This window comes from Halopseudomonas pachastrellae (assembly GCF_900114765.1).
Taxonomy (GTDB): Bacteria; Pseudomonadota; Gammaproteobacteria; order Pseudomonadales; family Pseudomonadaceae; genus Halopseudomonas; species Halopseudomonas pachastrellae.
In genome coordinates this window covers 1-12,637 of sequence record NZ_FOUD01000004.1, presented here as the reverse complement: position 1 = coordinate 12,637, position 12,637 = coordinate 1, and the positions used below count along the sequence as shown (strand labels likewise).

General features: G+C 61.3%; 10 protein-coding genes. 3 read left to right on the top strand and 7 right to left on the bottom strand.

The window, feature by feature from the left end; all coding sequences use genetic code 11:
• The first annotated feature begins 11 nt into the window (after positions 1-11).
• The 3 genes from purH (at position 12) to BM116_RS03820 (ending at position 6,002) form a co-directional block, all read left to right on the top strand.
• Complete coding sequence (gene purH, locus BM116_RS03830; protein ID WP_083723757.1) at positions 12-1,619, top strand: bifunctional phosphoribosylaminoimidazolecarboxamide formyltransferase/IMP cyclohydrolase; 1,608 nt, start codon at positions 12-14, stop codon at positions 1,617-1,619.
• 111 nt (positions 1,620-1,730) lie between these two features.
• Positions 1,731-3,011, top strand: coding sequence for a phosphoribosylamine--glycine ligase (purD, locus tag BM116_RS03825; RefSeq protein ID WP_083723759.1), 1,281 nt, complete (start codon positions 1,731-1,733; stop codon positions 3,009-3,011).
• Positions 3,012-3,251: 240 nt separating this feature from the next.
• Positions 3,252-6,002, top strand: a complete 2,751-nt coding sequence (locus BM116_RS03820) for a response regulator (RefSeq protein ID WP_083723761.1) — start codon at positions 3,252-3,254, stop codon at positions 6,000-6,002.
• Positions 6,003-6,213: 211 nt separating this feature from the next.
• Here the strand turns inward: BM116_RS03820 and BM116_RS03815 are convergent, their stop codons facing one another.
• The 7 genes from BM116_RS03815 to BM116_RS03785 form a co-directional block, all read right to left on the bottom strand.
• Positions 6,214-8,448, bottom strand: a complete 2,235-nt coding sequence (locus BM116_RS03815) for a YgiQ family radical SAM protein (protein WP_083723763.1) — start codon at positions 8,446-8,448, stop codon at positions 6,214-6,216.
• Positions 8,449-8,450: 2 nt separating this feature from the next.
• Complete coding sequence (gene dnaB, locus BM116_RS03810; protein WP_083723765.1) at positions 8,451-9,854, bottom strand: replicative DNA helicase; 1,404 nt, start codon at positions 9,852-9,854, stop codon at positions 8,451-8,453.
• Between the two features lie 133 nt (positions 9,855-9,987).
• Entirely contained in the window at positions 9,988-10,434 is a 447-nt protein-coding gene (rplI, locus tag BM116_RS03805) for a 50S ribosomal protein L9 (protein WP_083723767.1), read from the bottom strand.
• Between the two features lie 18 nt (positions 10,435-10,452).
• Positions 10,453-11,322 (bottom strand): YybS family protein, encoded by an 870-nt coding sequence (locus tag BM116_RS03800; protein WP_235846687.1) that lies wholly within the window; start codon positions 11,320-11,322, stop codon positions 10,453-10,455.
• 63 nt (positions 11,323-11,385) lie between these two features.
• On the bottom strand, positions 11,386-11,616 hold the full coding sequence (gene rpsR / locus BM116_RS03795) for a 30S ribosomal protein S18 (protein ID WP_083723771.1): 231 nt from the start codon (positions 11,614-11,616) through the stop codon (positions 11,386-11,388).
• A 40-nt stretch (positions 11,617-11,656) separates the two neighbouring features.
• The gene (rpsF, locus tag BM116_RS03790; RefSeq protein WP_083723773.1) at positions 11,657-12,085 is read right to left on the bottom strand and encodes a 30S ribosomal protein S6; all 429 of its coding nucleotides are present in this window, start codon (positions 12,083-12,085) and stop codon (positions 11,657-11,659) included.
• Between the two features lie 363 nt (positions 12,086-12,448).
• Positions 12,449-12,637, bottom strand: a 189-nt coding sequence (locus BM116_RS03785; RefSeq protein ID WP_139222351.1) for a transposase, incomplete at its 5' end; no start/stop codon positions are given.

Sequence of the window (12,637 nt, the reverse complement as noted above, 5' to 3'; positions counted from 1 at the left end):
CTGGATCCAAGATGACCGACCAAACTACCCGCCAGCCGGTACGCCGCGCGCTGATCAGTGTTTCTGACAAAACCGGTATCGTCGATTTTGCCCGCGAGCTGAGCGCCCAGGGCGTTGAAATCCTCTCCACCGGCGGCACCTACAAGCTGCTCTGCGAGCAGGGCATCAAGGCTGTTGAAGTCGCTGACTACACCGGCTTCCCGGAAATGATGGACGGCCGGGTCAAGACCCTGCACCCGAAAATCCACGGCGGCATCCTGGGTCGCCGTGACATCGACGGCGCCGTTATGTCCGAGCATGGCATCCAGCCCATCGACATGGTCGTAGTCAATCTCTACCCCTTCGCCGCTACGGTAGCAAAGCCCGGCTGCACCCTGCCTGACGCCATCGAGAACATCGACATCGGCGGCCCGACCATGGTCCGCAGCGCCGCCAAGAACCACAAAGACGTTGCCATCGTGGTCAACGCCGGCGACTACAGCAGCATCCTCGACGCTCTCAAGAGCGGCGGCCTGAGCTACGCCCAGCGCTTTGATCTGGCACTGAAAGCGTTCGAGCACACTGCGGCCTACGACGGCATGATTGCCAACTACCTGGGCACCATCGAGCAGACCCGCGACACCCTGAGCACCGAAGACCGCGCCGCCTTCCCGCGCACCTTCAACAGCCAGTTCATCAAAGTGCAGGACATGCGCTACGGCGAAAACCCGCACCAGGCCGCCGCCTTCTACAAGGAAGCAGCACCGGCCGAGGCCAGCATCGCCACCGCCACCCAGCTGCAGGGCAAAGAGCTGTCCTACAACAACGTGGCCGACACCGACGCCGCGCTGGAATGCGTCAAGGGCTTCACCAAACCGGCCTGCGTTATCGTCAAACACGCCAACCCTTGCGGCGTTGCCGTTGTACCGGAAGATGAAGGCGGCATCCGCAAGGCCTATGACCTGGCCTGGGCAACCGACAGCGAATCCGCCTTCGGCGGCATCATCGCCTTCAACCGTGAGCTGGACGGCGACACTGCTGCCGCCATCGTTGAACGTCAGTTTGTTGAGGTAATCATTGCCCCGCGCATCAGCGTTGAGGCCCGCGCCGCCGTCGCCGCCAAAGCCAACGTTCGCCTGCTCGAGTGCGGCGAATGGGGTACCGACCGCCAGGCCGACTGGGACTACAAGCGCGTCAACGGTGGCCTGCTGGTGCAGAGCCGTGATATCGGCATGATTACCGCCGACGACCTGAAAGTGGTGACCAAACGCGCGCCGACCGAGCAGGAAATCCACGATCTGGTCTTCGCCTGGAAAGTCGCCAAGTTCGTCAAATCCAACGCCATTGTCTACGCCAAGGGCCGTCAGACCATCGGTGTCGGCGCAGGCCAGATGAGCCGCGTCAACTCCGCTCGCATCGCTGCCATCAAGGCCGAGCATGCCGGCCTGCAGGTTGCCGGCGCGGTCATGGCCTCCGACGCTTTCTTCCCGTTCCGCGACGGCATCGACAACGCTGCCAAGGTCGGTATCAGCGCCGTCATCCAACCGGGCGGCTCCATGCGCGATCAGGAAGTGATCGATGCGGCTGATGAAGCCGGCATGGCAATGGTATTTACGGGCATGCGCCACTTCCGTCACTAATCCCTGAGCCACAAGCCGCAAGCCGCAAGCTGCAAGCAGGAGCACGTCGTAAGGCGTTTTCCCTTGCAGCTTGAAGCTTGAAGCTTGCAGCTCTCTCCACAGGAGAGTTACATGAACGTACTGATTATCGGCAGCGGCGGCCGCGAGCACGCGCTGGCGTGGAAAGTGGCGCAGGACGAGCGCGTCGAGAAGGTCTTTGTCGCGCCGGGCAACGCCGGCACCGCGATCGAAGCCAAATGTGAAAACGTCGCCATCGACGTGCTGGCTCTGGACCAGCTGGTTGCCTTTGCCAAGGACAACGTCAGCCTGACCATCGTCGGCCCGGAAGCCCCGCTGGTCGCCGGTGTTGTTGACCGCTTCCGCGAGCACGGCCTGCCCTGCTTTGGCCCCACCGCCGGCGCCGCGCAGCTGGAAGGCTCCAAGGCCTTCACCAAGGACTTTCTGGCCCGCCACCAGATCCCGACCGCCGAGTACCAGAACTTCACCGACGTCGAGCCCGCACTGGCCTACCTGCGCGAGAAAGGCGCGCCCATCGTCATCAAGGCCGACGGCCTGGCAGCCGGCAAGGGCGTGATCGTTGCCATGACCCTTGATGAAGCCGAAGCCGCCGTACGCGACATGCTGGCCGGCAATGCCTTTGGCGAGGCCGGCTCACGCGTTGTCATCGAAGAATTCCTGGATGGCGAAGAAGCCAGCTTTATCGTCATGGTTGATGGCGAGCACGTGCTGCCCATGGCCACCAGTCAGGATCACAAGCGCGTTGGCGACGGCGACACCGGCCCCAACACCGGTGGCATGGGCGCCTACTCCCCTGCTCCGGTTGTCACCAGCGACGTGCATCAGCGCGTAATGGACCAGGTAATCTGGCCGACCGTGCGCGGCATGGCCGCTGAAGGCAACGTCTACACCGGCTTTCTGTACGCCGGCCTAATGATTGATGCAGCCGGCAACCCGAAGGTCATCGAGTTCAACTGCCGCTTTGGCGACCCGGAGACCCAGCCGATCATGCTGCGCCTGCAGTCCAGCCTGGTTGAGCTGATTGAAGCGGCAAACGCCGGCACCCTGGATAAGGTCGACGCCACGTGGGATCCGCGTTGCAGCCTGGGCGTCGTGCTGGCTGCCGGCGGCTACCCGGCTGACTATGCCAAAGGTGACGTGATCCAGGGTCTGGATGTCGCCGTCAGCGACAGCGGCAAGGTTTTCCACGCTGGCACCGCGCTGAAAGACGGCCAAGTGACCACCAGCGGCGGCCGCGTTCTGTGCGCCACCGCACTGGGCAACAGCGTGCGCGAAGCCCAGCAGGGTGCCTATCGCCTGGCGGAGCAGATCAGCTGGAACGGCTGCTTCTACCGCAAGGACATCGGCTACCGCGCCATCGCCCGCGAAAGCTGAGTACCAGCCGGCATGCCTGTGCCCCGTCCAGCGGGGTTTTCAGGCATGCCAACGGGCGCACCCGCCCAATTTACCGCCCAGCGCAGGGGCTCAACTGCCTGCCAATAACATGCACGCGAGCAAAAGCGCACAGACAGACAACAGACTGTCCGCTTGATCCGTTTCGAGCGAGTCCACACTGGGCTATACTGGCCGACGAATCGTTGAAACCGGATATCCAAACCAAGGACAGGACCCCACGTGAAGCCAGTCAGTTCACTGCTGCTCGCCCTGCTGCTCGGCATCGCCTTCACGTTCACCAGTTGGGTTGATACGGTTGAAAGCAGCACGCCTGCCTACCGTACCTTCGTCGACCCCGGTGGCGATCTGACGTTGCAGGACATTCTCTCCAATCGCTACGCGAACCGCTTTATTCCGGCGCCGGAAGGCCCTTTGCGCCTGCCCGGCAACAACGGCACCCTGTGGGTCGAATTTACCCTCGACTCAGTCCAGGACAAGCTGCTGACCATCGATAACCCCGCTATCGGCCTGATTGAAGTCTACCGCCTGACCCAGAACGAGCCGCGCCAGCTCTACCGCACCGGCACCAGCCAGCCCTTCAGCAGCCGCCCGCTGCCCTTTCACGGCTACGCATTCCCGCTCGATGGCAGCAGCGCCGCCGGCGACACCCTGCTACTGCGCCTGAGAAACGACTACCCGCTGGCTGCTCGCATCGTATTGCAGGATATTGCCGCCGCCGCGGCAGAGCACTCCATGCAGCAGACCGTCCAGGGCATTCTGGTGGGGCTGCTGCTTGCCCTGTTCCTGCATGGCATGCTGCACGGCCTGATCGGACGCGATCCATTCCACCTGCTGCTGGCGGCTGCAGGCCTGGTACTCGCCGCCAGCAACGTTACAGCCCTGAACTGGATCGTCAGCCTGCTGCCGCAGCTGCACGGCCAACCGGGGCAGATACTGCTGTTAAGCGCCTACCCCTTGCTGGCCCTGTTACTGCTCAGCCAGCTCAGCGGGCGACAGACCAAGGGGCTGCAACGCGGCGTGTATGGCCTGGCCATCGCCAGCGCCATGCTGGTTACCATCGCCGCCGCGTTCCCGCCCCTGTTCCGCTTTATCTCAAACCTCGTTCTGATTGGCCTGCCAGCCTGCATGCTGATCATTCTTGGCATTGTGCATACCACACAACAGCAGTGGGATCGCCCCTTCAGCTTTGGCGCCGTGCTTCTGCTGGGACAGGGCCTGGTTGCCGAGTACGTCGGCAAGCAACTGCCACACGCCTACCTGGCTGATCTGCTGCTCTGGAGCGCGCTGGTCAGCTTCAGCTGGAGCCTGTACCGCCGCCTGCAACTGCAACTCACGCGCCGCATTCGCGAGCGCCAGGACAGCGCCACCGCTCGCGCCGAGCAGCGCGCCAAGGCCGAGTTTCTGGCCCGTATAAGCCACGAGATACGCACCCCCATGAACGGCGTGCTGGGCATGAGTGAGCTGCTGCTGGACACCGCTCTGTCGGCCAAGCAGCGCGACTACGTGCAAACCATTCACGGCTCGGGCAATGACCTGCTCAACCTGATCAACGAAATTATCGATATGTCGCGCCTGGAATCAGGCCAGCTGACGCTGGAGCGCGTACAGTTTGACCTGCATGCACTGGTCAACGATTGTCTGGACATCTATCGCATACGCGCCGAGGCACAAGGTGTCGAGCTGATCGGCTTTGTACACCCGGAGGTGCCCCGTACACTGCAGGGCGATCCGACCCGCCTGCGGCAGGTGCTGATGAACCTGCTGGCCAACGCCCTGCATCAGACCGACTCGGGCGAGGTACTGCTGGTGGTTGGCCTGGAGAAACGCGACAACACCCCGCAGCTGCGCTTTGCCGTGCAGGACACCGGCGAGAACATGCCCGAAGAAGCCCGTGACAGCTTGCTCAACAGCGACTTCAAGGTCACCCGCTTCCTCGACCAGTCCGACACCGACGGCAAACTGCCGCTGGTCATCACCCGCCAGTTGATTGGCATGATGCACGGCCAGATCGGTATCAAGGCCAGCGGCGAGCAGGGCAACACCGTCTGGTTTACCCTGCCGGCAACCCATCTGGACAACCCGGCTGAAGAGGCCTCTGCCGAGGGCCGCAGCCTGGTTGACCGCAGCATCCTGATCGTTGACGACAACGCTACCTGCCGCAAGGTACTGCAACAGCAAACCACCGCCTGGGGCATGCGCGCCCAGAGCGCCTCAAGCGGTCGCGAGGCGCTGGCCACGCTGCGCAACCAGGCCAACCTGGGCAACCCCTTCGACATCATCCTGCTTGATCAGTCCATGCCCGGCATGAGCGGCGTCGAACTGGCCAGCCGCATCAAGGATGACGCTGTGCTAGGCAATGACCTGCTGATCATCATGCTGACCGGCATCAATCAGGTCCCCAGCCGAGTGATTGCTCGCAATGCCGGCATTCGCCGCATTCTCAGCAAGCCGGTTGCCGGTTACACCCTGCGTACAACCCTGATTGACGAGTGGAGTCAGCGCCGCGCGGCGTCCGGCGACAGCGCTGATCGCGACCAGCACGAAACCGAGCAGGACAGCGGCATGGATGGGGATTACCGCGTTCTGATTGCCGAAGACAACGCCATCTCCACCAAGGTAATCCTAGGCATGCTGGCCAAGCTCGGGGTGTCGGCAACGGCGGTGGACAACGGCGCCCGGGCGGTCGAGGCCGTGCAGCAGCAAAGCTTTGATCTGGTGCTGATGGATTGCGAGATGCCGGAAATGGACGGCTTTACTGCCGCGGAGCAGATACGTCGCTGGGAGCAACGCAGCGGCACCCAGCCCATCCCGGTGATTGCGCTGACCGCTCACATTCTGCCGGAGCACCGCGAGCGAGCGCGCAAGGCCGGCATGAACGGCCACATGGCCAAGCCCGTCGAGCTCAACCAGCTGCGCGAACAACTGCAGCACTGGCGCGCGTTGAAGAACGACACCCTCAGCCTGCTGTAATACAGCAGGCTGGGCCAACTCAAGAGATCGCTACGCAGCAGTTGCGCCGGCGTAGTCTGCCCACCAGTTCAGCCAGATGTCATTCCACATGAGCCACCTCCAGAACAGCTCTGCAGCGCGGCCCACTGGCCACGCTTTACAGACGCCACTCTAGAAGCATAGGACAACCCGAGCTATTTGAAAGCCGCTATAGGCGCAATAGCGCCAACCTTCAGCGGCTCTTGCGCCCTGCCCCGCTGCCGTTGCGCGAGCGCTTGCTCTGACTCTTGCCAGCACCTGTTTCGCGCGGCGGCAAACCGGTGTGCTGAGTCAGCGTACGGCCGGCCTTTTTGCTGCCGGTTGGGGTAGAGTTCTTGCGCCGCGCACTCTGATAGCTGCCCACCGCCGGCTGGAAGCTGGGAATCAACTGGTGCTTGCCGTTGCCGATCAGGTCAGCGCGCCCCATGCTCTTGAGCGCTTCACGCAACAACGGCCAGTTGTTCGGGTCGTGGTAGCGCAGAAACGCCTTGTGCAGACGACGCTGACGCTCGCCTTTGACGGTACCCACCGAGTCGCTCTTGTAGGTCACCTTGCGCAGCGGGTTCTTGCCCGAGTGGTACATGGCGGTTGCCGTGGCCATGGGCGAGGGATAAAACGCCTGCACCTGATCAGCGCGGAAGCCGTTGCGCTTGAGCCACAGCGCCAGGTTCATCATGTCTTCATCGGTGGTGCCCGGGTGGGCCGCGATAAAGTAAGGGATCAGGTACTGCTCCTTGCCCGCTTCCTTCGAGAACTTCTCGAACATCTGCTTGAAGCGGTCATAGCTGCCGATACCGGGCTTCATCATCTTGCTGAGTGGCCCTTCCTCGGTATGCTCGGGCGCAATCTTCAGATAGCCCCCAACATGGTGCGTCACCAGCTCCTTGACGTACTCCGGCGACTCGACCGCCAGGTCATAGCGCAGGCCCGAGGCGATCAGGATCTTCTTCACCCCCGGCAATGCGCGCGCCTTGCGGTACAGCTCGATCAACGAGGAGTGGTCGGTATTGAGGTTGTCACAGATGCCCGGATACACGCACGAGGGCTTGCGACAGGCCGCCTCGATTTCCGGGCTCTTGCAGGCAATGCGGTACATGTTGGCAGTCGGGCCGCCCAGATCGGAGACCACCCCGGTAAAGCCCGGCACCTTGTCACGCATGTCCTCGATTTCACGGATGATCGAGTCGTGCGAACGGTTCTGGATAATGCGCCCTTCGTGCTCGGTGATCGAGCAGAAGGTACAACCACCAAAGCAGCCGCGCATGATATTGACCGAGAAGCGAATCATCTCGTAGGCCGGAATACGCTCGCCACCATAAACCGGGTGCGGCACCCGCGCGTAGGGCAAGCCGAAGACGTAGTCCATCTCCTCGGTGCTCAGCGGAATCGGCGGCGGGTTGAACCAGACATCGCGATCACCGTGACGCTGCACCAGCGCGCGAGCGTTACCAGGGTTTGTCTCCAGATGCAGCACGCGGTTGGCATGGGCGTAGAGCACCGGATCACCCTTGACCTTCTCGAAGGCCGGCAGACGGATCACCGTACGGTCACGCTCAAGGCGCGGGTGCGGCAGCAGTTCGATTACCTGAACCTCGTCAGCCGCCGACTCGGGCTCCGGCCCCTTGGCCTGCTCCACTGCGCAGGCAGCGGTGTCCTGGGTGTTGACGTAAGGGTTGATGATCTTGTCGATCTTGCCGGGCCGGTCGATGCGGGTAGAGTCCAGCTCAAACCAGCCTTCGGGCGTATCGCGGCGAATAAACGCAGTGCCGCGCACATCGGTAATGTCCTGAATCGGCTCACCGCGACTCAGGCGATGGGCTACCTCGACAACAGCCCGCTCGGCGTTGCCGTAGAGCAGGATATCGGCCTTGGCGTCGACCAGCAGCGAGTGCCGCACCTTGTCCTGCCAGTAGTCATAGTGGGCGATACGCCGCAGCGAGGCTTCGATACCACCGAGCACAATCGGCACATCCTTGAAAGCCTCCCGGCAGCGCTGGCTGTAGACCAGACTGGCGCGATCCGGGCGCTTGCCACCCTGTCCGCCGGCGGTGTAGGCATCATCGGAACGTACCTTGCGATCAGCCGTGTAGCGGTTGATCATCGAGTCCATATTGCCGGCAGCCACCCCAAAAAACAGGTTGGGCTTGCCCAGCTTCATGAAGTCCTGCTTACTGTGCCAGTCAGGCTGGCTGATGATGCCGACGCGGTAGCCCTGGGCTTCCAGCAGACGGCCAATGACTGCCATACCGAACGACGGATGGTCGACATAGGCATCGCCGGTGACGATGATCACATCGCAGCTGTCCCAGCCGAGCTGATCCATTTCCTCGCGACTGACCGGCATGAATGGCGCCGGGCCAAAGCACTCGGCCCAATAACGCGGATAGTCGAACAGCTGATGCTTGGCGACCGGAATAGAGACGGCCATGTTCACTCCTCCCCGTAGCCGGAGTACGAGCCCGGTGCGAGGTTTTCAAAACGGGTGTATTTGCCCAGAAACGCCATCCGTGCCGTGCCGATGGGGCCGTTACGCTGCTTGCCGATAATCAGCTCCGCAATACCCTTGTCCTGGGTGTCGGGGTGATAGACCTCATCACGATAGACAAACATGATGACGTCGGCGTCCTGCTCGATCGCACCAGACTCACGCAAGTCGGAGTTGATCGGGCGTTTGTTGGGTCGCTGCTCAAGCGAGCGGTTGAGCTGCGACAAGGCAATGACCGGGACGTTGAACTCCTTGGCCAGCGCCTTGAGCGAGCGGGAAATTTCGGAAATTTCGTTGGTGCGGTTTTCCGATGCGGCGCCGCCGATACGCATCAGCTGCAGGTAGTCGATCATGATCAACCCCAGGTCGCCGTGCTCACGCACGATCCGACGGGCTCGGGTACGCATCTCCATCGGCGACAGGCCTGCGGTGTCGTCGATAAACAGCTTACGGTCGTTGAGCATGTTGACCGCCGAGGTCAGACGCGGCCAATCCTCATCATCCAGGCGGCCGGAGCGCACCTTGGTCTGGTCGATGCGGCCGAGCGAAGACAGCATACGCATGATCAGCGACTCACCTGGCATCTCCAGCGAGAACACCAGCACCGCCTTGTCGCTGCGCATCACCGCATTCTCAACCAGATTCATGGCAAAGGTGGTTTTACCCATCGACGGACGACCAGCGACGATAATCAGGTCAGCCGGCTGCAAGCCAGAGGTCATGTTGTCCAGCTCGGTAAAGCCGGTGGAAAGGCCGGTAATGGAGCCTTCACTGTTGAACAGCGTGTCGATGCGATCGATCGCCTTGGTCAGCAGCGCATTGACCCCTTCCGGGCCACCGGTCTTGGGCCGACTCTCGGCAATCGAGAAAATCTTGCGCTCGGCATCATCGAGCACCTCGGTCGCCTGCATACCCTTGGGGTTGAAGGCGGTATCGGCAATCTCGGTGCTGACACTGATCAACTGACGCAGGGTGGAGCGCTCGCGGATGATCTGCGCATAGGCACTGATGTTGGCTACCGAGGGGGTATTTTTGGCCAGTTGCCCGAGGTAGGCCAGACCACCCACCTGATCGGTCAGCCCTTCCTTGTCCAGCTCTTCAGCCAGGGTCACCACGTCAAACGGCAGGTTGCGCGAGGCCAGGCGCACCAGCGCCTGAAAGATCAACCGATGGTCGTGGCGATAAAAATCACTGTCAGTCAGCTGCTCGGCGACTCGCTCCCAGGCCATGTTGTCCAGCATCACCCCGCCAAGTACTGCCTGCTCGGCCTCAATCGAGTGCGGGGGCACCTTCAAGGCAGCGGTCTGCAGGTCCAGCTCGGGACGGTCGGTGTACAGTGATTCGGTCATGGGAGTGCGCTCAAAACAGCCTGATCAGAAATGCAACACGGCGCCTGTCCGCAGACAGGCGCCGTGTTGAAGTCTAACGACAAAGCCCCGGCAAATCATCCGCTCAAGGCGGATAGCGCGAGGCCAATCGTTATTAGCCGGCTACAACAACCAGCTTGACGGTAGCGTCAACGTCGGTGTGCAGCTGCACATCGATGTCGAACTCGCCAACGGTACGCAGCGCGCCGTCGGGCAGACGGACTTCGCTCTTCTCGATGGCAACGCCAGCTGCAGTCACAGCGTCGGCGATGTCACGAGTACCGATGGAACCGAACAGTTTGCCCTCTTCGCCAGCGTTAGCAGCGATGGTGACAGTCAGATCAGCCAGTTTGGCAGCGCGGGCTTCAGCCTCGGCTTTCTTCTCGGCAGCGATCTTTTCCAGTTCAGCGCGGCGTGCTTCAAAAGCAGCTACGTTGTCAGCAGTCGCCGGAGTGGCTTTGCCGAAGGGCAGCAGGAAATTGCGAGCGTAACCAGCTTTAACAGCGACTTTGTCGCCCAGGTTACCCAGGTTCGCGATCTTTTCGAGCAGGATAACTTCCATTGCGATGACCTCTTTAATTCAACCTTGACCGTTTGAGTCATCGTTGCCGCCGCCGGAAACCGGCTTAAGGCGGGAACGGAAATCAAACAGACTATCAATAAACGCCAAAATCATGATCAGGGGGTACAGCACTTGCCACACGAACAGTAACGCCACATACAGCACCACCAGCGGGCCGATACCCAGACGCTTGATGCCGACTACGCCGTGTACCAGCGCCAGGCCGGCAAACAGCAGCGGCACGGTAGCAACCGGCGCGAGCAACACCAGGCCATCGACCTGAGGCCCGCCAAACACGGCCAGGACCAGCACCACGCCCATCCAGGGTGCCAACCGCAGACGGTGAAACTCCTCGCGGAATCCACCCGGGTTGTACAACCGGGCTTGCCAGGCGCGCGCCAGTATCAGGCTAACCAGCGTCATGGCCGCATGGGTTGCACCCATCAGGCCAGCCAGCAACGGCACCAGCATGGTCTGGAGGCGCGCAAGCGCTGCCTCGTCAACCTCGCCCAGCTCACTGAGCATCTGCGGCAGGGCCGCCTGAATCTGCTCGGCCAGCTGCTGCAAGGGCGCCTGTAACGTCGCCATCAACACCAGGGCAAACACCAGCCCCAGCGGCGCTGTCGCCATGACTACCAGCGACCATTCGCTGCGCTGACGCAATAACAGCGCCAGCGCGGCACTACCCAGCAGTACCAGCAGCGGGGTCGGATCGCCTATCAGGGCCCAGGCCAGCGCGGGCAGCGCGCCCCAGACCACAACCGACATACCTTCCGACCAACCGCGGCGCAATAGCACCAGCGCCAGTACTACTGCACCGAACCAGAACAACAGGGGGACGGCGACTGACAAACCCACCACCAGGGTGGCTTGCCGACGACCGCGCATTATGAATTCAGCGAGCCCCTGCATGCCGATTCGGCTTCCCGATCAATTACTTTTGGCTACCAATCAACGACCGTGGCCGTCGGTGTAAGGCAGCAGAGCCAGGTAGCGGGCGCGCTTGATAGCAACGGCCAGCTGACGCTGGTACTTGGCCTTGGTACCGGTGATACGGCTCGGGACAATCTTGCCGGTCTCGGTGACATAGGCCTTCAGAGTGTTGAGATCTTTGTAATCGATCTCTTTTACGCCTTCAGCGGTAAAACGGCAGAACTTTCTGCGACGGAAAAAACGTGCCATGGCAGCGTCTCCTTAATTCTGGAATGGGAACTGAAAAAACTTACTCGTCGTCACCGTTGTCGTCGGCGTCGTTGCTGTTGTCAGCATTGTCGTTGGAATCGTTGTCGTCGTTGCGCTCGCGACGCTCGCGACGCTCACCACGACCACTTTCCTCGGACTTGAGCATGTCAGACTGTTCGGTAACGGCTTCGTCACGACGGATGACCATGTTGCGGATAACGGCATCGTTGTAACGGAAGTTTTCGCTCAGCTCATCCAGTGCCTTGGCGCTGCACTCAACGTTCATCATGATGTAGTGAGCTTTGTGGATCTTGTCGATCGGGTAAGCCAGCTGGCGGCGGCCCCAATCTTCCAGACGGTGTACTTTGCCGCCGTCTTCTTCGATCACTTTGCTGTAGCGCTCAACCATCGCGCTAACCTGCTCGCTCTGGTCCGGGTGAACCAGGAATACGATTTCGTAATGACGCATATAAGCTCCTTACGGGTTATAGCCAGCTGCCCAAACAGTCTGGCAAGGAGTGGAACATAGGGTTTGGGGCGGCCATTCTAGTGAAGCGCCGCTCGGCTTGCAAGGGAAATGCCAGTAGCAGTCCGGAGGCAGGCAAAACCTGACCTGGAAGCTGGAAGCTGGAAGCTGGAAGCTGGAAGCTGGAAGCTGGAAGCCAATAGCGTTGGCGGAAAGCTAGGGATGGTCTGAAGTAGTTGTGTATTTCTGGCTGACTTCAGCCCCTGCCGATTTTAAAAGCGGCAAATCGATCAAAAACGCTCAGATCACCCGCTTATTTCTGTGTTTTTAGCCGCCGCGAGCACCTCGCGGCAGCCATTTTCCACATTACAGGCGCACCTCTCCTGCATTCGCCAGTAAATGTCGGCGCGCCATCCACAGGTTCGACAGAGCGAACAGTGTCACCAGTTGCGCCGTGTTTTTGGCCAAGCCGCGAAAGCGCACCTTGGTGTAACCGAACTGGCGCTTGATTACCCGGAACGGATGCTCGACCTTGGCGCGCACCTGAGCCTTGGC

What these genes read in the sequence shown, in the direction of transcription:
- dnaB (WP_083723765.1), bottom strand. Translation starts at nt 9,854, where the DNA reads ATGACCGAATCACTGTACACCGACCGTCCCGAGCTGGACCTGCAGACC.
- purD (WP_083723759.1), top strand. Translation starts at nt 1,731, where the DNA reads ATGAACGTACTGATTATCGGCAGCGGCGGCCGCGAGCACGCGCTGGCG.
- rpsF (WP_083723773.1), bottom strand. Translation starts at nt 12,085, where the DNA reads ATGCGTCATTACGAAATCGTATTCCTGGTTCACCCGGACCAGAGCGAG.
- BM116_RS03800 (WP_235846687.1), bottom strand. Translation starts at nt 11,322, where the DNA reads ATGCGCGGTCGTCGGCAAGCCACCCTGGTGGTGGGTTTGTCAGTCGCC.
- rplI (WP_083723767.1), bottom strand. Translation starts at nt 10,434, where the DNA reads ATGGAAGTTATCCTGCTCGAAAAGATCGCGAACCTGGGTAACCTGGGC.
- rpsR (WP_083723771.1), bottom strand. Translation starts at nt 11,616, where the DNA reads ATGGCACGTTTTTTCCGTCGCAGAAAGTTCTGCCGTTTTACCGCTGAA.
- BM116_RS03815 (WP_083723763.1), bottom strand. Translation starts at nt 8,448, where the DNA reads ATGGCCGTCTCTATTCCGGTCGCCAAGCATCAGCTGTTCGACTATCCG.
- purH (WP_083723757.1), top strand. Translation starts at nt 12, where the DNA reads ATGACCGACCAAACTACCCGCCAGCCGGTACGCCGCGCGCTGATCAGT.